Here is a 20,578-nt window from a genome sequence, read left to right as displayed (position 1 = left end):
TGGGTGGCAGCAACCACCCATCTACGGTCCAGGGGACTCTTGTGAAAACCATCAGCGAAAACCAGACGCTTGGCATTGGCCTTCGGGTTCTCTCGGGATTTCTTTTTGCAGCCATGTCAATCTGCATCAAGGCGACCTCGGGTGAGGTGCCTGTCGGCCAGATCGTCTTCTTCCGCTCGGCATTTGCGCTGATCCCGCTCGTGATCTTTCTATGGTGGCGCAACGAATTTCCGCGTGGGTTAGCGACGCGACGCCCTTTTGGCCATTTGCTGCGCTCCAGTCTTGGGGCTGCTGCGATGTTTGCGTCCTTCGCCTCCATTGCGCGCCTGCCCCTGGCGGAGGCAACGCTTCTCACCTACCTCTCGCCGACCTTCACCAGTGTTGCTGGTGTGGTGCTTCTCTCCGAACGGCTGACCAAGTGGCGTGTGGGTGGTGTGCTTTTCGGGCTTGCCGGGGTGGTGACGCTGGTGTGGCCAGAGATCGGTCACGGCGTCATGGATGACGCGCGAATGTGGGGTTATATCCTCGGTCTACTGATGGGGGTGCTGACCTCCTTCGCCCTGATCATGGTGCGCAGTCTCAGCAGAACGGAACATCCGGGCGCGATCGCCTTCTACTTCGTCATTGCCTCGATGATTGGCGGTCTCTTCACCGTGCCTTTCGGCTGGGTGATGCCGGACCCCATAGGTTTCTCACTTCTCATTCTCGCCGGCCTTTTCGGTGGCTTTGCGCACATTGCCATGACGATGGCCTTTCGACACGCCGAAGCATCCTTGCTGGCGCCCTTCGAATATCTCGCCATCCTGTGGCCGGTCCTGGCGGACTTGCTGATCTTCAAGTCGCCGCTCTCCAGCACTTTCATCACCGCCCTGCCGCTGATCCTCGCCGGTGCAGCGCTGGCTGCCTTGGAAGGAAGGCGCAGGCGAACTCAATCATAGATTGTGCGTCGCCATCTTGCGTTATTGACTCTGATCGAGGGCGTGCGGTGAAGGGTCTTCGGGATGCATGTCGTTATCGCAAAACCGATGCACAGTTTTGCCTGGGCCGTGCTCTAATTCCGGCAATAGAAGGGCTCTTTTCCCCATCGGTGATCCTGCCATAAAAGATGCTTCGAACCGTCAGATTCCTGTTCCGTTCATTAAGTTTTCTCTAATTCAACCACTGTGTGTACGCTGGCGTACAGCAACGATGACCTTCCCCCTGCATTATGAACTGTATCCACGGAGGGGAATATGGACATGCAAAACGCCAGCACCGCATCCGAATTGGTTGTCACCGAGGACCAGCTTGCCGAATTGAGAATGGGCATTGCCGATCTCAGCCCGGCGCTTTCTGCTTTCGCCCGCCGTTTTGTTCGGACGGAAGGAGAGGTCGACGATCTCGTTCAGGAAACGATTCTAAGGGCGCTTCGCGCCGTTCATCGTTTCACGCCTGGGACAGCGTTAAAGTCGTGGCTGTTCACCATTATGCGCAACACATTCTGCACCCGTTATAAGGTCGCTCAGCGAGAGCGCATCGGCCTGCCTTCGGGCGTGGAGAAAATGATGTCCACGCCCCCGAGCCAAGAATGGCGCCTCGAGCATCAACAGGTCATGCGTGCTATAGGCGATCTGGACTCGGACCAGAAGAAGGCGCTGCTCTTGATCGCGGACGGTACCAGCTACTCCGACGCCGCGGATCTATGCGGCTGCCGTATCGGCACCATCAAGAGCCGTGTTAGCCGCGCTCGCGAAGCTTTGCGCCGCGACCTTTACTAACGCGTTCCGCCACGTTGCCATGTCTTTCATGGCCCATTCCTGCATCTCAGGGGTGGGCCAAAATTTCATGTAGGCTTTCAATCATCTTCTCGGTTTTCACAAGCGTCAGCTGGACCGCGAAACGGCCTCGCAGCAGTGCCAGCGATGCATCGTGTGTTTCGTCCTGCCCGCTGCAGACCGCATCTTCGATCAGGAAGACGCGGTAGCCGAGATCGATTGCGCCCAGAACCGCCGCGAGGACGCACACATCGGTTTCTCCACCCGAGATAACGACAGTGTCGACATCCCGTTTGCTCAGATAGTGGTGCAGTCTCCCGTCGGTCCACGGAGAATACGTATATTTGCTAAAGTCTACGGCCGGCGGCATGAAGGCCGCAAGCTCCGGAATAACTTCGGTCAATTCACGGCGAATATGATCGCCCGTCATCATCCACCATTTGCGGTAATAGGACTGCCATTGACCGGGGGCAACTTTCGCATTGGCTGGCGGAACGAAGCGGGTGAAGATGGTCTGTTGTGGCCACTGCTCAACCAGCCGGCCCACATTACCCAGGATCTTCGGCATCCAGTCCACCTGCCACGGTGTCTCTTCCAAAAACATCCGCTGCATGTCGATGCACAGGTGCCGCCAATTGTCAGTATTCGTATAGATGTAAGCCATTGTCCGACCGCCCCAGATACATCGTCTTCTTTGCGGCTGCTAACCTCAGGGGACGGGCGAGGTTCCGGATTTTGAAGCGGCGGATCGCGTCAACCGTAGCGAAGCATATCAAGGCGATAGCGAAAGTGCAGCGACGCCAAACGGGTCAATTTATCCGCCTCGACGATTCCCCTATCATACATCTGAAGCACATAGCGGGCCACGTCAGCGGTATCGGGACCGAGCGGCTCCCACTGCTCGGACAGCACGCCATTATACGCGGTTTGAATGACGCGCATGTCCTCGTTTGAAAAAACGCCCTGGCTTTGATGTTCATATTGAAAACACATTATATCTTCCGAGCAGTACCAACCCGGCCCATGCTTGAGGAAAGAAGAATGCCTCGAAGTATAGGGCGGTACCGGAAGGCAGTAAACGTCTGGAAGCGTACCCAATAGAGCGATTTATGGCGCGATTTGAACGCGACCACAGGTAGTCGTCGATGATAAGTGCTTGCCTGTTCAGCATCATGTCTTGATTAGTCCAGAATAGTCAGGGCAGAGCGGAACGGAACGACCTGCAGCGGTCTGCCTATCTCATCGCAAATCTCGATTCGCCGCGACGAAATATCCTTTCCTTCCAAAATAGCTTCGCTCATCAAAGCACGCGCATCTTCGATCGCAGAGACATAGGCGGCGTCCATGCCGTTCAATTCGGTGCCCTCGGGATCGATAACGCGCCCCTCAGACGTCAGCACATGGAAGTAATATTTCGGCATTCTTCCGGTCCGGCAGCGGATTGGTGTCTCACGATTTATGTTAGCGTTTACGTAATTACGCCGCTGCCGTCCGGTCGGGTCGCCTCTGGTATTGAAGATCCTCCCCTTCATGCTGTTATTGATTATCTTTTGTCTTCAGCGCGTCACCGATATTGCGCTTTTCAGGATCCCTCAAATTTTCGCCAACGGCATCCCTGTCGGTTTCCGGGTCATCTGTCGCTGGCATGTAGCCTCGTGGCTTTTGGGGTGTGGGGCCTTCCCAGCGTGGCCACTGGTCGGTCGTACCGGCCGGGCCGGTGGAGGGTGTGTCTTTGGTCATGTCATTCTCCTTTCAGACTGCCCAACCGGGGTGCGCCAAGAGGGTTCCGCAGTTTGCCTTTTCCAATCGGGGAACATGCCGTGGCAGTTACGGTTAGGGCGGTCCCGACAAAAGGAGATCGAAGAGATGAAGTTTCTCATTGCAGCACTCGCCGTAACAGCCGCCATTGCAGGCCCCGCAGCGGCGCAATCCGCGGCCGAGAAGACGGGTATTAACTCGGTCATGGGTGTGGCGCCGTCGACAGAGGATTTCGTTCAGCAGGCGTCAGCAAGCGATATGTTCGAAATCGAGTCCAGCAAGCTTGCGCTTCAGAGAGGCAACGACAAGACCAAGGGCTTTGCCCAGCAGATGATCAACGATCACGAAAAGACCTCGCTGGAAATGAAGCAGATGATTGAGTCAGGCAAGGTAAAGGCCACGCCATCAACGACGCTCGCGTCGTCACAAGCGGATATGTTGGAAGGTTTGAAGGAACTGAATGGTGCCGAATTTGATGAGCAGTATATCGATGATCAGGTGACGGCGCATGAGAATGCTGTCGACCTGTTCAAGCGTTATTCCGAAGGCGGCGATCATGGTGAGTTGAAGACCTGGGCGGCGAGCACGCTTCCAGCCCTTCAGCATCACCTTGAGATGGTCAAGGGAATGCAGAAGTAGAGAGACACCCTCGGCTTCAGTTGACGCTGATCTTGCGGCTGGCTTTTGCCAGCGGCAGGATCAGGCGTCGATATTCCTTTTCCGGCAGTCCATAGCTGTTTCCCGCAACACGTCTGATAGGCTGCGCATCCCGAATTTCGATCACTCCTCGGGACGCCTTTATCGCATGCATCCCCTCCAGAATATGAAGTTCGTTTGTCACGCCGGCGCGACGTGTTCCGAGACAGCTCGCAATGAAGTCATGGGTGAAAGGAAGCACACCAGACGGCATGCGGTCGCGGCACATCAACAGCCATCGGGCAACCCGCACGTTTAAACGATGGCTGAGACAGGATACTGAAAGCTGCGCAAGTTGAAGCTCACGGCAATAGGCGTAGCGCTCTAGCATTTGCTGGAGGGTGCGGTGGTGGTTCACGACGGCGTGGAACTCACGGACTGACAGTCTCAGTGCCGCGCCGTCCGTTGCCATCACGGTCCTGTACGGCGTGGAGGCTGCCGCTGAGACCGCATGGCCTCCGATCAATCCTTCAAAGCCGGTTTGCAGAATCTCTACATCACGTCCGTCCGTCATTCTGAGAAGGTTTGACGCTATTCCCGTCTCGATAAAGAAAACATGGGTGGTCTTTTCGCCAGCCCTGATGAGCACGGTTCCTGAGGGGAGGTTAACCTGCTGCAGGGCGCCGCGTAAAGAACCGAAGCTTGACTCGCTCGCGGCATTGAGAAGCGTGTTTCGAATGAGGTATCCCGCGGATGTCATCGTCAACTCCCTGAACACCAACATCTTTTGATGACGTGAGCCCATCTGGGTACACTGTATACTAATTAGATAATTATCATATGAATAGGGCGTTTGCCGTGGGTCAATTTCTGTACGGTAGATGACATTGTATTGCTCAAAGGTTTCAACAGTTTAGTGTCCCTCAAACGTCCTGTGGACGATCGAAGGGAATGACGACGTCAATGGATACCGAACAGAACTCTGTACGCAATAAACTGTTAAAAGCTCTGCGTCCGGATGACTACGAACTGCTGCGGCCGAGCATGCAGATCGTCAAGCTTAACGTCCATGAAGTGATAGAGCAGCCGCATGTCCCGATCGGACGGGTCATTTTTTTCGAAACGGGTCTCGCTTCCGTCATCGGTCATCTGTCCAGTGGAAAAAGCATCGAGGTCGGGCTGACGGGTCGTGAAGGCATGTCGGGCTCCGCCATCGTACTCGGCAGTACAGAAGCAACCCACCGCACCCTTGTTCAAGTGGGCGGCTACGGGATCGCCGTTCCGTCTTCCGCTATCGTCGATGCCATGAGAGTCAGCGATACCTTGCGTGATGTATTTCTGACCTACATCCACACATTGCTCACACAGACTGCGTCGACGGTCGTCGCCAATGGTCTATCAAAACTCGACAAACGTCTCGCGCGCTGGTTGCTGATGATCCACGATCGGATCGATGGCGCAACGGTGGCGATGACCCACGAGTTCCTTGCCCTCGTTCTTGGAGTGAGACGCCCTGGCGTTACTGTCGCGCTTCATATTCTTGAAGGAAAAGGCCTGATACGGGCCTCTCGGGGGCAGATTACCATCATCAATCGGCAAGGGCTGGAGTTGGAAGCCGGTGGCTCATATGGCCAAGCAGAGAGCGAATACAATCGCCTAATGACAGATATACTCGCAAGGCAAGTATCTTAGTACCACATTGCTTTCGCGCCTATGCAAATTACTTGTATCAAAATGAGACAAACTGCCGATTTCACAAAAATGTGACGTCATTTTTCTCCTATATTAGATCTCGCTTATACATATTTGTTTCAAAGCAGCATCCTCTAATATACACTCTTAAATGGCATCTTTGATGCTGATGTGGAGTGAGTATCGTGTGTAAGGAGGAAAAATCATGACAAGACTGAATACTGTTTTGTTGGTGAGCGCGTGTCTGGCGCTTCCGATCAATGCGCATGCCTTGGACGTCAGTGTGGGGGGAGTTAGCGCGAGTGTCGGCAGCAATGGTAGCGGCGGCTTGGGTGTTGGCGCTTCTGTCGGAGGAAGCGGCGGGATCAATGCCGGAGCCAGCGTCGGCGGCCGTTCGGGAGGTGGCCTTGGCGCAGACGTCAACGCTTCGGTGGGTGGAAGCAGAGGCGTGAACGCCAATACCAGTGCGACGGTCGGAGGCCGGAGCATTGCAAATGCGGACGTGAATGCGTCTGTCGGCGGAAGCCGGGGACTGAATGCTTCGGTCGGAGCGACTGTCGGAGGCGCGAGAGCCCTTGACGTCGATCTTGGTATCGGTGTCGGCACCGGTCCTGGAAGACCGAACCCTGGAACCGTCAACCCCGGCACCAACCCGTCACTGCCGGCCAATGGCATCATACGTGCCTACAACGATATGTCGCGTACGGAGCAGCTCCGTTTGGCAAAGCGTTGCGTCGATATCATGAAAGGCGGCTATGAGGCAGATCTCGTGAAGCTCTGTCGGATCATCCGCACCGCCTCGCGGTAAAGCAAAGTCGCGAAAGGGGCCGTCCGCAATCGAGGCGGCCCCCGCGCTCTTGCTCAACCCGCAGAGCGGGTGTCGGCCGTCGCAGGGCGCAAAAGTGCCGACGCGCGAAAGCGGGCAAAGACACGGTCATGCTCTTCCTCGGACAGGCCGTAAATATCGCCGGCATATTCTTCCAGGGCGTCCCGATTGCGAATGGTGATCTTGGCTCTTTCGGAGCGAATGAACCCCCTGCCTTCGAGAAAATGCAGGGCATCTGTCACGCTCGGTCGCCGGACTGCCAGCATCAGAGACAAAAATTCGTGGGTCAAATGAAGCTGGTTGCCGTCCACCCGGTTGTGGCAGACGAGAATCCACCGGGCCAGCCGTTGACTGACGGGCTGCGTGGTATTGGATAGCAGGGTGCACTCGATCTGAGTGCGCAGCGCATGCGATGCGCAGGTCAGGAGTTGCTCAAGAATTCGATGACGATTGCGCAGAGCCTGGAACGCGGTGATCTCCAAAACCATCGCCTGCCCTGGGACCTGCATGATGACTTCCGTAAAGCTTGTCTCCGCATCGACCAGTGCGCCCGACGGCACATAACCTTCCCGCCCGACAATGCCGGATTCCGTCACCTTGCCGGAGCGCGATTGAACGAGGACCGAGGCGATGCCGCTACAGATGAAAAAGACCTTCTCAATCTTCTCGCCTGCTTTGATGAGGATTTCGCCGGCAGGCAGATCGACAGCCACGGCACGCCTCAGGAGCTCTGAGCGAATGTCATCCGGCAGGAACGAGATCAATTGGTTCTGGCCTGCAAGCTTCTCGTGTTCCTCAGTCATTCTGCTTCCTCTCGCGGCACAGTTGTTTGGCAATGGCGCAGATTTTCAAGCCACCAGTGTGGGAATGCGTGAGCGGAAGAAAAGTTCTGTCTTCGCGACTCTTCGTATTCGCGGTCAGCCAAAACGCTTCAGCAGAGGTCCAGCCATAAAATGCCTGAAAACACGTAAGCCGTGCTGAAGAGCGCAGCACCCGCCGTGTAGCGCGCTACGGCGAGCATCGTTCCGCTCATGGACGAGGAGATTTTCTCAGAACTCAGCGCAACGAAGACGGTCGTCGCTATGATGATGGTCGTGGCAGCGAACAATAAAATGAGAAGCGCTCTCAGCGAAGAGATTGGGCCGATCGCCATGTCCTGCCATCCCAGCGAGCAGCCGGTGGCCTGAGCGCCATATAGAAGGAGAAAGCCGAGGCTCCAGCCCGTGAAGGGCAGCAGAAGGGCGATGGCCAGCGCATATCGCATCAGCTTCCTCCACCCTGCAGAAGCGACAGAAGATAGGGATAGGCTGCCACGATCGCAGTCGTTGCGGCCACATATCTGTTCCAAAGTCCCATGATCAGCAGATCGACCAGCCTGTTTTCTGTGACGTAGCCGGTTTGGATTCTCCAGATGCAAAACGCAGACAAAAGCCCGCCGATACCCATGTGAATGAGCCCGTAAATATTGACGGCGTAAATCACGGCATCCGATGCGTGAAACTCCGTTCCATACGTTCTGACGAGGTCCACCAAGAGCAACGCCATCGCGATGCCGTATAGCGCCATGCTTGCAAGGCGCAGGAATGGCGTGCGCAGCATAGCTTTCGCGGGCAGTGAGCCAAGCACTGCCGCTGCTATCGCGACAGCGCAGGCTAACAGCGTCCAGAGGGATGAAACGGAAGAGGGGGCAAGGTTCTCCCAACCAGGCGCCGACACCCAGAGGAACAGGCCCCCAAAGAGAAGTGAAGTGAAGAGTGTGGCGGTGACCAGCAATGTCAGGCGCATCGCCATGAGCGACGGGGGATCTCCACTTTCAAAATGCGGTGGCAAGACCAGCCCCTTGCCCGCGTAAAGTTCACTGCCTGTGGTCTGCACGGCCTCATTCGGCGTCCATTTCAGGAAGAGACCGATCACCGCCAGAAGCGCCAAGGGCGCTATCACGTAGAGCTTTGCAAGCAGGGAGACGAAGAACAGCCCTGTCACCAGGGCCGTGATGAGCGGAAGATAGGTTTGGCGTGGCAGGATAATGATCTGGTTGGGCCTGGCATGAACGGCGCTTACCCCGAGCGTTTCCATCCAGCCATTGCGGGTGAAGCCGAGATAGCCATCGCCTGCCGCAAGGCTTGAGCCAAGGCGGTTGATGTCGAGCCTGTCTGCCCGTGTGTCGACAGATGGCAGGGCGGCGAAGTTGTAGGATGGCGGCGGTGTCGGCATAGCCCATTCAAGTGTGCTGGCGTTCCAGGGATTGCGCCGGAACGGACGGCCAAAGAAAAACACCAGAAAGAGATCGATTGCGGCCAGTACGAAGCCCATCGCCATAATGAAGCTGCCGATGGACGACATCAGGTTCAGCCATTCCCACGGCGACTCCGCCGGGTAGGTATCGACCCTGCGCGGCATGCCGAGGAGACCTGTCAGGTGCATCGTGAAGAAGGTCAGGTTGAAGCCGATAAAGATCATCCAGAAGGCTGCGTGCGACATGTGCTGAATAGGCTGGCGACCGGAGATATGAGGCACCCAGTAATAGGCGCCTGCCAGCATCGGGAACAGGAAGCCGCCGACAAGCACGTAGTGGAGGTGGGCGACGACGAAATGCGTGTCATGCGCCTGCTGATCGAAGGGCACCATCGCCAGCATCACGCCGGTCAAGCCGCCGATGACGAAGACGAAGAAGAATCCGAAAATGTGGAGCATCGGGATGGTGAAGGATGGCCGGCCTTGGCTCAGCGTTGCGATCCACGCAAAGATCTGGGTTGCCGTTGGCACAGCAACGAGGGCACTCGCCGCGGAGAAGAACGACAAGGCCACATGCGGGATGCCCGTCGTATACATGTGATGGACCCAAAGCCCGAAGGACAGGAAGGCCATCGACAGGATGCCGGCGATGATGATCTTGTATCCGGTAAGCGGCGTGCGGGCGAGCACGGGCAGGATGGTGGAGATGACGCCGGCTGCAGGCAGAAAGATGATATAGACTTCCGGGTGGCCGAACAGCCAAAACAGGTGCTGCCACAAGAGCGGATCGCCCCCGCGGGTCGGGTCGAAGAAGGGCAGGCCGAAGGCGCGTTCCGCTTCCAGCAGGATCGAGCCCAGGATCAGCGGCGGAAAGCCAATCACCATCATGCCCGCCACCACCAGCATGTACCAGGCAAAGATCGGCATCCGGTCGAGCGACATGCCGGGCGCGCGCATCTTGAGGATCGTCACGACAATCTCGATCGCGGCCGTCATCGCCGATATCTCGACGAAGGTGATGCCGAGCAACCAGACATCGGCGTTGATGCCGGGGCTGTAGGTGGAGGAACTGAGCGGCGTATACATGAACCAGCCGCCATTCGGCGCGACGCCGGCCACGAGCGCGATGATCAGCATACTGCCGCCAAAGAGGTAGCACCAGTATCCGTAAGCGGAGAGACGCGGAAAGGCGAGGTCGCGGGCGCCGAGCAGTTTGGGCAGCAGATAGATCGCCAATCCCTCGAAAAACGGGATGGCGAAGAGGAACATCATGATAGTCCCATGCATGGTGAAGACTTGCGCATACTCTGCCGCATCGAGAAAGCGGCTTTCGGATGTCGCAAGTTGTGTGCGGATCAGCATGCCGAGAAAGCCGCCGATCCCGAAGAAGACCAGGGCGGTGAGCATGAAACGCGCGCCGATGATGTTGTGATTGACGGCGGCAAGGCGGCGCCAACCCTTGCCTGTACCCCAGACGGCTTCCAGTTCCCGATGCAGGCGAATGGGTGAAATCTTTTGCGTCACGTCGATCCCTGTGCATCTGGAAGTGTCTCGATCACCCGCCGGTATTCTTCCGGTTCATGGGCGATCACGCTGAAAGTCATGGCGCTATGGCCGTTGCCGCAATATTCGGCGCAGATCCCGCCAAACGTGCCGGCCTTGTCCGCCTTCAGCCGTATGCGCGTCTCATGGCCTGGAATAGCATCGATCTTGCCGGCAAGGCGCGGCACCCAGAAACTGTGGATCACGTCGGTGCTGGAAACGACGATCTCGACTGTCTGTCCAGCCGGGATGTGAAGGATATTGCGACTACCAGGACCGGTGTTTTCCGGACCATAGCGAATATCCCAATTCCACATGCTGGCCTGGACGCGAATGACGTCGGCGGGTGCATCTGCCCTTGCGCCGAAGAGAGCTTCGCCCTGGAGGAAGGCTACACCCAGAAGTGCCGTCAAAACGGGGATGGGCATGATGATCCCGCCGCCAATAATCCAGCGCGAGGCAGGGACGTGCGCCAGCCTTCGAGAGAAGAGGCTCAGGAAGAAAAGGCCGAGCACAAGAGCGAATAGGACGGCCGATCCGAAGAGCATGATCCACCACAGTTGCGCCACGGCGCTGGATGCAGGCCCTGCCGGATCGAGTGTGGAAAGATCGCCGGAACAGCCGGCCAGCATCAATGGTAGGGTGGTCGTCGTCGCGATTGCGCGGAACCTCTGCCCGGGCCCGCTGGTTGTCGGAGAAAGAGGAGACGTGTTTTGGATACACCGCCGAAGAAAAACCCGGTCATCTCCAAGCTCGAGGAAAAGGATGCGAGTTCGGCCGTTGCCGTTGCTGGCCATCCCCTTCATGCAATGACGGTGCATTTCCCGATTGCGCTTGTCTTCGGGACGCTCGGCGCGGACATCATGTACTGGTGGGGCGCTGATCCATTCTGGCTGCGTGTCGGGCTGTGGACGACGGGCATTGCGTTCTTCAGCGCCATTGCGGCCGGTTTGATCGGCTCGGCCGAGCTCTTTCTCGTTCCAGGCATCCGCGCGCGTGTTGCAAGCTGGGCGCATGCAGTGGCTGGCATGTCGCTGATTGCGGTCTGCGGGGCCAATTGGGGCGGTCGCTATTTTTCCAGCATCGAGGTCCTGCCCCATGGCCTTGTCCTGTCGCTGATCGCGTCGGGGTTGACGGGGCTGGCTGGCTGGCATGGCGGCAAGTTGATTTTCGATCATGGCGTCGGTCTCATGGTATCGCCCAAGGACTGATCGACCGCGCGATCTCTTTTAACCCGCCAGCCTCGATCGGGATAATGTCGAGGCTCCACTCCGGTTTGGCGAGAACGACGAAAAAGATGCCGAGCACGGTCGCGGCGGTCAGCACGGTGGCGCCGATGAAGCGCCACACGGGATAGACCTCTCCCTCGTTGAAAAGACGAATGATAACGAGCCCAGTGACGATGTGCACTGTCACCATCACGCCGATAAGCCCAAGCTTGATGGTGAACCAGAGCGTGAAAGTGTGCTGAAAGAAAATCAGGGCCGTTCCGGTCAGGATCGAGACGAAGGCCGCTGGCGAGGCGACGACGACGTAGCAGAAGCGCACGAGGCGCTGGAGCGCGTAAAGAGCGGGTCGATTGCCGACATGGGCGCGCTGGACGTAAAGAGCAGGCAGACTGAGAAGTGTCGCGGCCCAGATGGAGATCGCTGCGATGTGGATGAATTTCAGCAGCATCACCATTGCCAGCTGCCCTTGCCATCCCGGCTAGCGACACCGCGATAAAGGCGGATCAATGCCACAATGAGATAGGGTAGCAGGCCCACCGTCCACATGATGACGCCGGCAAGCTGCTGGTCCTGAAGCGGCTCGAGGCCGAAGGCTTGTGTCGTATCGAGATGTGCGGCGAAAAGCGGCGCGCGCGAGAGCGTCAGGATCGCCGCAAGCATGCCCATCTGCGCAACGGTCGCAAGAGCCAGGGCAACGGCAGTGAAGACACTGGTTCTCGGAGACAGCAGGATCGCCCATAGCCAGATGGCACTGGCAAGAAGGCCTGCCTGCATGATCCAATAGGGGATCATGCCATTCAGCGCGAAGGCATAGCCCGGCGGAATATGCCAGAACCAGAAGATCAAAGTGTGAAAGATGAACGCCATCTCCGGTGGCAGGCGGCTGGAAACAGCGCTTCTCGTCCGGAAGACCGTGGTGAGAAGCGGAGCAAGCACTGTCATCAAGATGAAGTGATGGGTCACCCGCACGGAAAACAGCGCGGTGGTCAGAGCGCAAAGCGGTGAAATCAAAAGAAGGGTGGATACGGCGAAAACGGCCGTCGCAATCCATATTCGGTGTCTATGAAGCGAAAGCGCCGACAGCATCGTCAGCGCGACAACGACCGCCAGAGCAAAGGGGTCTAAGTTCCAAGCACCCCAGACTTGCGATGGCAGCGGTGCAGGACCGCAATAAGGAACTGGTTGGTTCACCCCAAAAATCCGTCCGCCCTCCATTGAAGCGATGCAGAGGCATCAGGGGTCGAACGCTGGAGGGCGGATGAGGTTCCGGCGTTGTTTTTTAAGATGAGGGAATGCTTTCGTCCTCATCCTGGAACGGAGGGTCAATCAGAAGCTCTATGCTTGATCGCGTCTTTGCACGGCGCTTTCCTGTCGCCGCGGGGTATGGGTGGGCTCGCTCTGATTCGTCCTTTGGTTCTTGAGTGAGCGCCGGCTCATCTCGTCCTTGAGCTTCTGCATTGCCAGATGACGGCTTGGATAGACCTTCGTCAGCATGCCATTGTGCAGCACAGCCCAACCGCGCTCATGGGGCATCAATACCGTGTCATTGCTCATGATTTTTTCCTCCCGATAGGCTCACATTCAATTTTGTGATGTGCCCAAACCGTGTTTGCGCAGTTCGGTTCCTCAAGGGACGGGAAGACGGATGGACATGACGATCGTCCACGGGCCGGAAGGGCGAGTCGATTATCGGTGGATGCAAGGGACTGCTATATGACCAAAACGACCGCGGAGCAGCGCTTGGGGACGAACGGACGTTTGACGATAGCCGTCTTCGGCAAAAGCGACACGCTCACGCCCGCAATCAAGTCTGCATGGTCTGAAGCGTCGATGGTTTTGCAAGGTCCTTACGCCGCGACGTCAGTCCATGATCATGATTGGCATTTCAGCGGCGCAGTCATTGATGCGCGATACGGAGCCGAATTGATGCTGCCTTTGATGGCGGACTTGGACAGCAGAGCAATCCCTTACATTTTTTTCGTTCCCCCCAGCGCCCTCACTCACCACCATGGTTCGTTTGTGCTCTCGGACGCTAAAGCTGAAATCAGGCACATCGTTTCCGCGCTTGCGGCCCAGAGCCGCGGCTCCACACATTGAGGCGCTATAGAGTGCCTAGATCCCTCAAGTCAGCGCTCTCCATGTGATCCGATAAGTGTCCGACACACCACGAGCCAAGCAGGAATAGAATAAATATTTCACTGAGGATTCTAATGGAATTTCCACTTGATTTCGCCTTGGCTTGAGCTAGGGTCTCATCGATCGTCATCGACAGAAGATCGGATGGTGACAGGGCGCGACCTGCTTCTTCGGAAGTGGCCGTCCCAAGGAGGAGTTTAGCGTGGAGCAAATGAAATGATCAGGTTCGGTGTGCTGGGTGCGGGCCGTATTGGCAAGGTCCATGCGGCAACGATTGCCGCCAATCCCAAGGCAAAGCTTGCCTATGTCGCGGATGCCTTTCCTGCGGCGGCGGAGCAACTGGCGCTACAGACGGGCGCGCGGGTCGCATCCGTTGAAGAGATTATCGCCGCATCGGATGTCGATGCCGTGCTGATCGCCACTCCGACGCCAAGCCATGCCGATCTGATCGAGGCGGCATCCAAAGCTGGCAAGCATATCCTGTGCGAAAAGCCGGTATCGCTTTCGGTCGATCGCATCCATCAGTGCCTGGATGTGGTCGAGCAGAACAAATCCACGCTGATGATCGGCTTCAATCGCCGCTTCGATACCAACTTCTCGATGGTCGAGCAGCGCCTGCGCAATGGCGATGTCGGAGAGATCGAGATCGTCACCATCATCAGCCGCGATCCCAACCCGCCGCCAGCAAGCTATGTGAAGTCCTCCGGCGGTCTCTTCCGTGACATGATGATCCACGACTTCGATATGGCCCGCTTCCTGATGGGTGAAGAGTTCGTGGTCGTCAACGCGCTCGGCTCCGCGCTGGTGGACAAGGCGATCGGCGAAGAAGGCGATGTGGATACCGCGGCCGTGCAGATGCAGACGGCATCGGGACGGATCGCAGTGATCACCAATTCCCGCCGCGCCACTTACGGCTACGACCAGCGCATCGAAGTGCATGGCTCGACCGGCATGCTCTCGGCCCGCAACATCCAGAATTCGAGCGTCGAATTGTGGAACGCCAACGGCATTGCCGGCGATCCGGTGCAGAACTTCTTCATCGAGCGCTACGCCCAGGCCTATGCCAACGAGATCAACACCTTCATCGACGCGGTCGATGCTGGCAATACCGCGCCGCGTCCCAGCGGTTTCGACGGTCTGCAGGCGCAGAAATTGGCGGATGCCGCCACCGAAAGCTGGCAAACAGGCAAGCCTGTTCAAATCGTCTGATCGGATTTTGACCAATAAAAACGCTCGCATCGTTGTCTCGGTGCGAGCGTTTTTTTTCAGGCAGAGATTGCGCGTTTATGGATTGTCGCGCTTGAAAATCCAGTCGTGATCCGGGTGGTTCTGGAAGCGCCATTTGCGCATCGGGCCAGCCATGACGTTTAGATAATACATCTCATAGCCATAGGGAGAGCCGCAGGGGTGATGCCCCTTCGGTACCAGCACCACATCGCCGCTTGAGACGGCCATGGTCTCGTCCAGCGAGCCGTCTTCGGTGAAGACACGCTGGAAGCCGAAGCCCCGCTCCGGATTGAGGCGGTGGTAGTAGGTCTCCTCCAGATAGGTCATTTCCGGATAGTTGTCCTCGTCGTGCCGGTGCGGCGGGTAGGAGGACCAGTGGCCGGATGGGGTGAAGACTTCCGTGACCAGCAGGCTGTCGGCCACGTCGCGATCTTCCATGGCGATAGGGAAGATGTAACGCGTGTTCCCGCCCTTGCCGCGCTCCGCCAGAGTAATTCCCGCCGGTCCAATGACTTGCGCCTCACGGCCTGGCTTTGCGGGTGCCGTGCACACACCAAGCGTGCAGTCAGTGGTTGCCGTAACGGTCCAGGAAGAGCCCGCCGGGATATAGACGCAATGCGGCGGCTTGCGCTCGAAGACATTCATGCGGTCGCCGAGTTCGCCGAAATTCTTGTCTTCCGACGAGATTTCCGCCTTGCCCTCGACGAGAACGAGAATGACCTCCGTCTCGCCGGTTTGTTCGGTTGCGGTTTCGCCAGGCTTCAGGTGGTAGAGCCCGAAGCCCACATAGCCCCAATTGGCGCTTTCCGGCGTGATGTCATGAACCTTGCCGGATGGGCCGGTGGGTTTGCGCAGCAGATCTGCCATGTCTTGACCTTTCTGTTCAGCCTTTATCCAGGCCTGCTTCGCGTGCGAAGGCGCGCAACGATTTCAGGCCAAGGCTCTGATATTCAAAAGGATTGCGGACATCCGGATCCTGCTCGGCCTCGATAACCAGCCAGCCGCTGTAGCCATGCTCTGCAGCAATCTTGAGAACGGGAAGGAAATCGACGCCACCCTCGCTATCGCCGGGAACGGTGAAGACGCCACGGCGCACACCTTCGAGGAAGGAGAGGCTTTCGTCGCGAACCTGCTTGGCGATGACCGGACGCACGTTCTTGGCGTGGATATGGCCGACGCGACCCATATGTTTCTTCGCCAGCCGCTCCGGATTGCCGCCACCAAAAAGGCAATGGCCGGTATCGAGCAGCAGCTTGGCGTGCGGGCCAGTGTTCTCCATCAGCCGGTCGATCTCGTCTTCGCTCTCGACGATCGTGCCCATGTGATGGTGATAGACGAGCGCGACGCCCTGATCGGCCGCGTGTTTCGCCAGCGCTTCCACGCCTTCGCCAAAGCGCTTCCATTCGCTGTCGGCGAGCGTCGGGCGGTCGTTGACCGGCTTTGCATCCTCGCCGTGGATGGCGTTGGAGGTTTCGCAGACGATGATGACCTTGGAGCCCATCGCCTTCAAAAGGTCGAGGGCGGGCTGCATGGCGGCCTTCTCGTCTTCGATGGAATTGGTCAGAAGGTTGAGCGAATGCCAGCCGGAGACGTAGCGCAGCTTGCGGGGCTCCAGCACGGCCTTGAGGCCTTCCGGTTCCTGCGGGAACTTGTGGCCTTTCTCGATGCCGTCGAAGCCGATCTTGGAGGTTTCGTCCAGGCACTGCTCGAGGCTGATATGAGCGCCGAGCGTGCGGTCGTCGTCATTGCTCCAGGCGATGGGATTTGTACCGTAAAGGATCATGATCAGCGTCTTTCTTTCAGTGCGGATTCATAGGCTACACGAGCCTGTTTGACTTCATTGCGTTCGGAGACTTCCGGCACGGCGACATCCCACCAGTATCCCCCGGCATCCGGTGTCGGATAGGGATCGGTATCGATGACGATCACGGTCGGAACATCCGCGCTGCGGGCTGCATCGAGTGCCGTTTCGAGTTCGGCGATTGTCGAGACCTTGTGCGCATCCGCGCCCATACTGGCTGCATGCGCGGTGAAATCGATGGCGATCGGGTTCTTCTGGTTGGTGTGGGCGTAGAGATTGTTGAACTCTGCCCCGCCGGTGCCCATCTGCAGCCGGTTGATGCAGCCATAGCCGCGATTGTCGGTGATGACGACGGTGATCTTCACGCCCATGGCAACGGCAGTGGCAAGCTCCGAATTCATCATCATGTAGGAGCCATCGCCCACCATGACGATCACGTCGCGCTCGGGCTCTGCCATCTTGATGCCGAGGCCACCGGCAATCTCGTAACCCATGCAGGAGAAGCCATATTCCATGTGGTAGGAAAGCGGCAGCTTCGCCTTCCACAGCTGGTGCAGCTCTCCAGGCATGGTGCCTGCCGCACACATGACGACGGTATTGTCGCGCGAGGCGCGCTGTACCGCGCCGATCACCTGCATATCCGTCGGCTGGCTGTTGGCCTCCTTCGGTGCCGCGGTCACGGCGTCGGCCTTGGCGAACCAGTCCTGTTTCAGGCTTACATCGGGTGCGGAAAAGCGGTGGCTGCCCAAGGCTTCGGTCAGTTTTTCCAGGCCGACTTTCGCATCGGCCGTCAGGCTGATCGCATCGTGCTTGGCGCTGTCATAGGCTTGGACGTTGAGTGCGAGCAGTTTGCGCGCCGGGTTCTTGAAAAGCGCCCAGGAGCCGGTGGTGAAATCCTGAAAACGGGTTCCGACACCGAAGACGAGATCGGCCTTTTCGGCAATCGCATTGGCGCTCGACGCGCCCGTCACACCGGCGGGACCGAAATTCATCTCGTGATCCCAGGCAAGCGCGGATTTGCCCGCCTGGGTTTCGATGACGGGAATGGAGTGACGCTCGGCGAAGCTTTTCAGAGCCTCTGTCGCGCCGGAAAAATGCACGCCGCCGCCTGCGACGATGATCGGGTTCTTCGCGGCCTTAAGGGCTACGATCGCTTCTTTGAGTTCGGCTTTGTCGGGCTCGGGGCGGCGCTGGCGCCAGACCTTTTTGTCGAAGAAGCTTTCCGGATAATCATAGGCTTCCGCCTGCACATCCTGGCAGAAAGAGAGTGTCACAGGACCGCAATCGGCGGGGTCCGTCATGGTGCGGAAGGCGCGTGGCAATGCGGTCAGAAGCTGTTCGGGGCGCATGATCCGGTCGAAATAGCGGCTGACGGGCTTGAAGCAGTCATTGGCCGAGACCGTACCGTCGTTGAAGTCTTCGATCTGCTGAAGCACCGGATCCGGCCCACGATTGGCGAAGACATCGCCGGGGATCAGCAGGACGGGCAGACGGTTCACATGCGCAAGGGCGGCAGCCGTTACCATGTTCAATGCGCCGGGACCGATGGAAGAGGTAACCGCCATCGTCCGGCGGCGGCCAAGTTGCTTGGTGTAGGCAATCGCCGCATGCGCCATGGATTGCTCGTTCTGGCCGCGATAGGTCGGCAGTTCCTCGCGGATGCCGTAAAGGGCCTCCCCCATGCCGGCAACGTTGCCGTGGCCGAAGATCGCCCAGACGCCGGCGATGTAAGGCTCGCCATCCTCATTCATTTGGGCTGCCAGGTAACGCACAAGCGCCTGTGCCGCCGTCAATCGTACCGTCTTCACGCTGCCTCTCCCTTTACATGCGCGGCGCGCGCCTTGTCCCAAATCTGGCAAAGCGCATCATAACGGGCTGCCATGTCGGCAACCGCCTCCTCATCACTCACCTTGCCCGCAAGCCAGTTGCGTGCGGCCTCGGCAAAAATCGTGCGACCCACGGCAAATCCTTTTACCAGATCGAAGCCTGCCGCCAGCCTGAAACTCTCCTCCAACTCGCTCTGCGGCGCCTCCAGGCCGAGAACCACGATGCCACGAACGTAAGGATCATGACGTTTTACCGCATCGGTCGCCTGACGCCAGGCTTCCTCGCTCTTCAAAGGCTCAAGCTTCCACCAGTCTGGATAGACGCCGATCTCGTAGAAGCGGTCTATGATGCGGGCAGTCGTTTCATCATCGATCGGTGCCACCTTGGAAGGGATGACCTCCAGCAGAAATTCCAGCCGGTTGCGGCGCGCGGCGGTGAAGAGACGCGAGACCGTCTCTTCCTGCTCGGCGCGCATCGCCTCGTCATCGTCCGGATGGTAGAAGCATAGCACCTTGACCACATGTTCGGCCGGCCATTCGTTCAGACCGCCGCAATCGGGTCCAAGATCCGGTTCCAAAGTCAATGGGCGCGAGCCCGGCCATTCCGCGGGGCGGCCGATCCACAGGCCTGAGCCTGCGGCCTGATAGAGAGCATCGCGGCCAAGACGACCATCGCAGAGAATGCCGTAACCGGCCTTTCCATCGGCAACCTGGTGGGCAGCCTTCAGGCAAAGCTCCTTGAAGGAGCCGATCTTCTTGTCGTCAACGCCGACGTCCTTTGCGATGGCTTCCAGTTGCATGCGGTGATCGAAGGCAAAGACGCGCATGGTGCTCCAGTCGCCTTTGCGATTGGTGGCCCAATGCACCTGTTCCAGCGCGTCGTCCTTGCGCAGCGCCTTGTTGCGAATGCCCGTGCGGAAGAAATATTGCAGCTCTTCCCAGCTTGGATAGGCCGGCGTGCAGCCATGGCGCGACACGGCGAAAGCGCCGCAGGCATTGGCGTATTTCAATGTCGTCGGCCAGTCTTCGCCGCGCAGCCATCCGCGGAAGAGGCCTGCCATGAAGCCATCACCAGCACCCAGCACGTTGAAGACTTCGATGGGGAAGCCTTCGCCGCTTTCGCCATCGTCGAGACTGCCTGGAATGTCGCCTGGAAAGACCACTGCGCCCATCGGTCCGCGCTTGCAGACGAGCGTCGCGTTGGAGACAGCCCGCACGGCGCGCAGCGCTTCCAGAGTATCGGTGGAGCCACCGGCGATGTGAAACTCTTCCTCGGTGCCGACGATCAGGTCGAAGAGGTTGAGGGTGGATTGCAGCTTCTGCGTCACCTTCGCCGATTCTACGAAGCGGCTTTCACCGTCACCATGGCCAGCCACACCCCAGAGGTTCGGGCGGTAATCGATGTCGAGCGCCGTCTTCGCGCCGCTGTCGCGTGCCAGGCGCAGCGCCTTCAAGACCGCCGCTTCCGTGCGCGGATGCGAAAGATGCGTGCCGGTGGCGCAGACGCAGTTCGCTTCGGCGATGAAGGCAGGGTCGATGTCGTCTTCGCTCAGCGCCATATCGGCGCAGTTCTCGCGATAGAAGATCAAGGGGAACTGCTGCTGGTCGCGGATGCCGAGAATGACGAGTGCGGTCAGGCGCTCCTTGTCGGTCTGCACGCCGCGAATATCGACGCCTTCGCGCACCAGCTGTTCGCGGATGAAGCGACCCATGTGCTCGTCGCCGACGCGGGTAATGACGGCACTTTTCAGCCCAAGCCGTGCGGCACCTGCTGCAATGTTGGTGGGAGAGCCACCGATGTATTTGTTGAAGGAGGACATGTCCTCCAGACGTCCGCCGATCTGCGCGCCGTAAAGATCGACCGACGAGCGGCCGATCGTGATGAGATCGAGTGTCTTCACGATCTGTCTCCTCCG

Annotated in this window: 24 protein-coding genes; 8 read left to right on the top strand and 16 right to left on the bottom strand. The window is 58.3% G+C overall.

Going from position 1 to position 20,578, the window contains the following annotated elements; all coding sequences use genetic code 11:
• Positions 1-41 precede the first annotated feature (41 nt).
• Both EYC79_RS12280 and EYC79_RS12275 read left to right on the top strand, forming a co-directional pair.
• The gene (locus tag EYC79_RS12280; RefSeq protein ID WP_205654379.1) at positions 42-938 is read left to right on the top strand and encodes a DMT family transporter; all 897 of its coding nucleotides are present in this window, start codon (positions 42-44) and stop codon (positions 936-938) included.
• Between the two features lie 300 nt (positions 939-1,238).
• Entirely contained in the window at positions 1,239-1,757 is a 519-nt protein-coding gene (locus EYC79_RS12275) for a sigma-70 family RNA polymerase sigma factor (RefSeq protein ID WP_130978308.1), read from the top strand.
• A gap of 46 nt (positions 1,758-1,803) precedes the next feature.
• Here the strand turns inward: EYC79_RS12275 and EYC79_RS12270 are convergent, their stop codons facing one another.
• The 4 genes from EYC79_RS12270 to EYC79_RS12255 all read right to left on the bottom strand — a co-directional run bounded on the left by EYC79_RS12270 (position 1,804) and on the right by EYC79_RS12255 (position 3,494).
• A complete protein-coding gene (locus EYC79_RS12270; RefSeq protein WP_111847320.1) occupies positions 1,804-2,418 on the bottom strand; it encodes a cysteine hydrolase family protein in 615 nt (204 codons plus the stop codon).
• A gap of 89 nt (positions 2,419-2,507) precedes the next feature.
• Positions 2,508-2,747: a hypothetical protein gene (locus tag EYC79_RS12265; protein ID WP_111847321.1), complete on the bottom strand. Its 240-nt coding sequence runs from the start codon at positions 2,745-2,747 to the stop codon at positions 2,508-2,510.
• Between the two features lie 188 nt (positions 2,748-2,935).
• Positions 2,936-3,175: a DUF6894 family protein gene (locus EYC79_RS12260; RefSeq protein ID WP_111847322.1), complete on the bottom strand. Its 240-nt coding sequence runs from the start codon at positions 3,173-3,175 to the stop codon at positions 2,936-2,938.
• Between the two features lie 115 nt (positions 3,176-3,290).
• Positions 3,291-3,494 (bottom strand): hypothetical protein, encoded by a 204-nt coding sequence (locus EYC79_RS12255; RefSeq protein ID WP_062600310.1) that lies wholly within the window; start codon positions 3,492-3,494, stop codon positions 3,291-3,293.
• A 126-nt stretch (positions 3,495-3,620) separates the two neighbouring features.
• Between EYC79_RS12255 and EYC79_RS12250 the strand changes: the two genes are divergently transcribed.
• Positions 3,621-4,151: a DUF4142 domain-containing protein gene (locus EYC79_RS12250; RefSeq protein ID WP_062443904.1), complete on the top strand. Its 531-nt coding sequence runs from the start codon at positions 3,621-3,623 to the stop codon at positions 4,149-4,151.
• 16 nt (positions 4,152-4,167) lie between these two features.
• Here EYC79_RS12250 and EYC79_RS12245 read toward each other — a convergent pair whose 3' ends face one another.
• Positions 4,168-4,908 carry a Crp/Fnr family transcriptional regulator gene (locus tag EYC79_RS12245; protein ID WP_162236305.1) on the bottom strand — a complete coding sequence of 247 codons (741 nt, stop codon included), beginning with the start codon at positions 4,906-4,908 and terminating at the stop codon, positions 4,168-4,170.
• Between the two features lie 203 nt (positions 4,909-5,111).
• Here EYC79_RS12245 and EYC79_RS12240 point away from each other — a divergent pair, with 203 nt between their 5' ends.
• The gene (locus tag EYC79_RS12240) at positions 5,112-5,840 is read left to right on the top strand and encodes a Crp/Fnr family transcriptional regulator (RefSeq protein ID WP_062444216.1); all 729 of its coding nucleotides are present in this window, start codon (positions 5,112-5,114) and stop codon (positions 5,838-5,840) included.
• 205 nt (positions 5,841-6,045) lie between these two features.
• Positions 6,046-6,648 carry a hypothetical protein gene (locus tag EYC79_RS12235; protein ID WP_062443908.1) on the top strand — a complete coding sequence of 201 codons (603 nt, stop codon included), beginning with the start codon at positions 6,046-6,048 and terminating at the stop codon, positions 6,646-6,648.
• Between the two features lie 53 nt (positions 6,649-6,701).
• Here EYC79_RS12235 and EYC79_RS12230 read toward each other — a convergent pair whose 3' ends face one another.
• The 4 genes from EYC79_RS12230 to coxB form a co-directional block, all read right to left on the bottom strand.
• Complete coding sequence (locus EYC79_RS12230; RefSeq protein WP_130978165.1) at positions 6,702-7,469, bottom strand: Crp/Fnr family transcriptional regulator; 768 nt, start codon at positions 7,467-7,469, stop codon at positions 6,702-6,704.
• 128 nt (positions 7,470-7,597) lie between these two features.
• Complete coding sequence (locus EYC79_RS12225) at positions 7,598-7,930, bottom strand: hypothetical protein (RefSeq protein WP_130978164.1); 333 nt, start codon at positions 7,928-7,930, stop codon at positions 7,598-7,600.
• Entirely contained in the window at positions 7,930-10,425 is a 2,496-nt protein-coding gene (gene ctaD, locus EYC79_RS12220) for a cytochrome c oxidase subunit I (RefSeq protein WP_205654377.1), read from the bottom strand. Before ctaD ends, EYC79_RS12225 begins: the two co-directional genes overlap by 1 nt.
• Positions 10,422-11,075: a cytochrome c oxidase subunit II gene (gene coxB / locus EYC79_RS12215; protein ID WP_113265572.1), complete on the bottom strand. Its 654-nt coding sequence runs from the start codon at positions 11,073-11,075 to the stop codon at positions 10,422-10,424. Before coxB ends, ctaD begins: the two co-directional genes overlap by 4 nt.
• Positions 11,076-11,156: 81 nt before the next feature.
• Between coxB and EYC79_RS12210 the strand changes: the two genes are divergently transcribed.
• A complete protein-coding gene (locus EYC79_RS12210; RefSeq protein ID WP_062423707.1) occupies positions 11,157-11,654 on the top strand; it encodes a DUF2231 domain-containing protein in 498 nt (165 codons plus the stop codon).
• On the opposite strand, the gene EYC79_RS12205 is transcribed toward EYC79_RS12210, so the two are convergent.
• From EYC79_RS12205 to EYC79_RS12195, 3 genes are all read right to left on the bottom strand, one after another.
• Positions 11,632-12,120: a CopD family protein gene (locus EYC79_RS12205; RefSeq protein ID WP_245495272.1), complete on the bottom strand. Its 489-nt coding sequence runs from the start codon at positions 12,118-12,120 to the stop codon at positions 11,632-11,634. The two genes, EYC79_RS12210 and EYC79_RS12205, sit on opposite strands and share 23 nt — an antisense overlap.
• Positions 12,120-12,863 carry a cytochrome c oxidase assembly protein gene (locus tag EYC79_RS12200; RefSeq protein WP_165457021.1) on the bottom strand — a complete coding sequence of 248 codons (744 nt, stop codon included), beginning with the start codon at positions 12,861-12,863 and terminating at the stop codon, positions 12,120-12,122. Before EYC79_RS12200 ends, EYC79_RS12205 begins: the two co-directional genes overlap by 1 nt.
• 144 nt (positions 12,864-13,007) lie before the next feature.
• Positions 13,008-13,226: a hypothetical protein gene (locus EYC79_RS12195; protein WP_111847331.1), complete on the bottom strand. Its 219-nt coding sequence runs from the start codon at positions 13,224-13,226 to the stop codon at positions 13,008-13,010.
• A gap of 159 nt (positions 13,227-13,385) precedes the next feature.
• On the opposite strand from EYC79_RS12195, the gene EYC79_RS12190 reads away from it, so the two are divergent.
• Both EYC79_RS12190 and iolG read left to right on the top strand, forming a co-directional pair.
• Positions 13,386-13,769: a hypothetical protein gene (locus EYC79_RS12190; protein WP_130978161.1), complete on the top strand. Its 384-nt coding sequence runs from the start codon at positions 13,386-13,388 to the stop codon at positions 13,767-13,769.
• Positions 13,770-14,024: 255 nt separating this feature from the next.
• Positions 14,025-15,017 (top strand): inositol 2-dehydrogenase, encoded by a 993-nt coding sequence (iolG, locus tag EYC79_RS12185; RefSeq protein ID WP_062600298.1) that lies wholly within the window; start codon positions 14,025-14,027, stop codon positions 15,015-15,017.
• A 75-nt stretch (positions 15,018-15,092) separates the two neighbouring features.
• On the opposite strand, the gene iolB is transcribed toward iolG, so the two are convergent.
• From iolB to EYC79_RS12165, 4 genes are read right to left on the bottom strand one after another with little or no spacing between them, the layout of a single operon-like run.
• Positions 15,093-15,902 (bottom strand): 5-deoxy-glucuronate isomerase, encoded by an 810-nt coding sequence (gene iolB / locus EYC79_RS12180; protein ID WP_130978160.1) that lies wholly within the window; start codon positions 15,900-15,902, stop codon positions 15,093-15,095.
• A gap of 16 nt (positions 15,903-15,918) precedes the next feature.
• Entirely contained in the window at positions 15,919-16,818 is a 900-nt protein-coding gene (iolE, locus tag EYC79_RS12175) for a myo-inosose-2 dehydratase (protein WP_130978159.1), read from the bottom strand.
• 2 nt (positions 16,819-16,820) lie between these two features.
• The gene (gene iolD / locus EYC79_RS12170; protein WP_111847341.1) at positions 16,821-18,644 is read right to left on the bottom strand and encodes a 3D-(3,5/4)-trihydroxycyclohexane-1,2-dione acylhydrolase (decyclizing); all 1,824 of its coding nucleotides are present in this window, start codon (positions 18,642-18,644) and stop codon (positions 16,821-16,823) included.
• Positions 18,641-20,566 carry a bifunctional 5-dehydro-2-deoxygluconokinase/5-dehydro-2-deoxyphosphogluconate aldolase gene (locus EYC79_RS12165; RefSeq protein ID WP_205654387.1) on the bottom strand — a complete coding sequence of 642 codons (1,926 nt, stop codon included), beginning with the start codon at positions 20,564-20,566 and terminating at the stop codon, positions 18,641-18,643. Before EYC79_RS12165 ends, iolD begins: the two co-directional genes overlap by 4 nt.
• Positions 20,567-20,578 lie beyond the last annotated feature (12 nt).

The organism is Agrobacterium cavarae, assembly GCF_004310285.1.
Classification (GTDB): domain Bacteria; phylum Pseudomonadota; class Alphaproteobacteria; order Rhizobiales; family Rhizobiaceae; genus Agrobacterium; species Agrobacterium cavarae.
This window is presented reverse-complemented; position numbering and strand designations above follow the sequence as displayed.

Bases quoted from the DNA above. Each gene is read 5' to 3' on its own strand.
- EYC79_RS12275 (WP_130978308.1), top strand. From the start codon at position 1,239: ATGCAAAACGCCAGCACCGCATCCGAATTGGTTGTCACCGAGGACCAG.
- EYC79_RS12270 (WP_111847320.1), bottom strand. From the start codon at position 2,418: ATGGCTTACATCTATACGAATACTGACAATTGGCGGCACCTGTGCATC.
- EYC79_RS12265 (WP_111847321.1), bottom strand. From the start codon at position 2,747: ATGTGTTTTCAATATGAACATCAAAGCCAGGGCGTTTTTTCAAACGAG.
- EYC79_RS12260 (WP_111847322.1), bottom strand. From the start codon at position 3,175: ATGCCGAAATATTACTTCCATGTGCTGACGTCTGAGGGGCGCGTTATC.
- EYC79_RS12255 (WP_062600310.1), bottom strand. From the start codon at position 3,494: ATGACCAAAGACACACCCTCCACCGGCCCGGCCGGTACGACCGACCAG.
- EYC79_RS12250 (WP_062443904.1), top strand. From the start codon at position 3,621: ATGAAGTTTCTCATTGCAGCACTCGCCGTAACAGCCGCCATTGCAGGC.
- EYC79_RS12245 (WP_162236305.1), bottom strand. From the start codon at position 4,908: ATGACATCCGCGGGATACCTCATTCGAAACACGCTTCTCAATGCCGCG.
- EYC79_RS12240 (WP_062444216.1), top strand. From the start codon at position 5,112: ATGGATACCGAACAGAACTCTGTACGCAATAAACTGTTAAAAGCTCTG.
- EYC79_RS12235 (WP_062443908.1), top strand. From the start codon at position 6,046: ATGACAAGACTGAATACTGTTTTGTTGGTGAGCGCGTGTCTGGCGCTT.
- EYC79_RS12230 (WP_130978165.1), bottom strand. From the start codon at position 7,469: ATGACTGAGGAACACGAGAAGCTTGCAGGCCAGAACCAATTGATCTCG.
- EYC79_RS12225 (WP_130978164.1), bottom strand. From the start codon at position 7,930: ATGCGATATGCGCTGGCCATCGCCCTTCTGCTGCCCTTCACGGGCTGG.
- coxB (WP_113265572.1), bottom strand. From the start codon at position 11,075: ATGCTGGCCGGCTGTTCCGGCGATCTTTCCACACTCGATCCGGCAGGG.
- EYC79_RS12205 (WP_245495272.1), bottom strand. From the start codon at position 12,120: ATGCTGCTGAAATTCATCCACATCGCAGCGATCTCCATCTGGGCCGCG.
- EYC79_RS12195 (WP_111847331.1), bottom strand. From the start codon at position 13,226: ATGAGCAATGACACGGTATTGATGCCCCATGAGCGCGGTTGGGCTGTG.
- EYC79_RS12190 (WP_130978161.1), top strand. From the start codon at position 13,386: ATGACCAAAACGACCGCGGAGCAGCGCTTGGGGACGAACGGACGTTTG.
- iolG (WP_062600298.1), top strand. From the start codon at position 14,025: ATGATCAGGTTCGGTGTGCTGGGTGCGGGCCGTATTGGCAAGGTCCAT.
- iolB (WP_130978160.1), bottom strand. From the start codon at position 15,902: ATGGCAGATCTGCTGCGCAAACCCACCGGCCCATCCGGCAAGGTTCAT.
- iolE (WP_130978159.1), bottom strand. From the start codon at position 16,818: ATGATCCTTTACGGTACAAATCCCATCGCCTGGAGCAATGACGACGAC.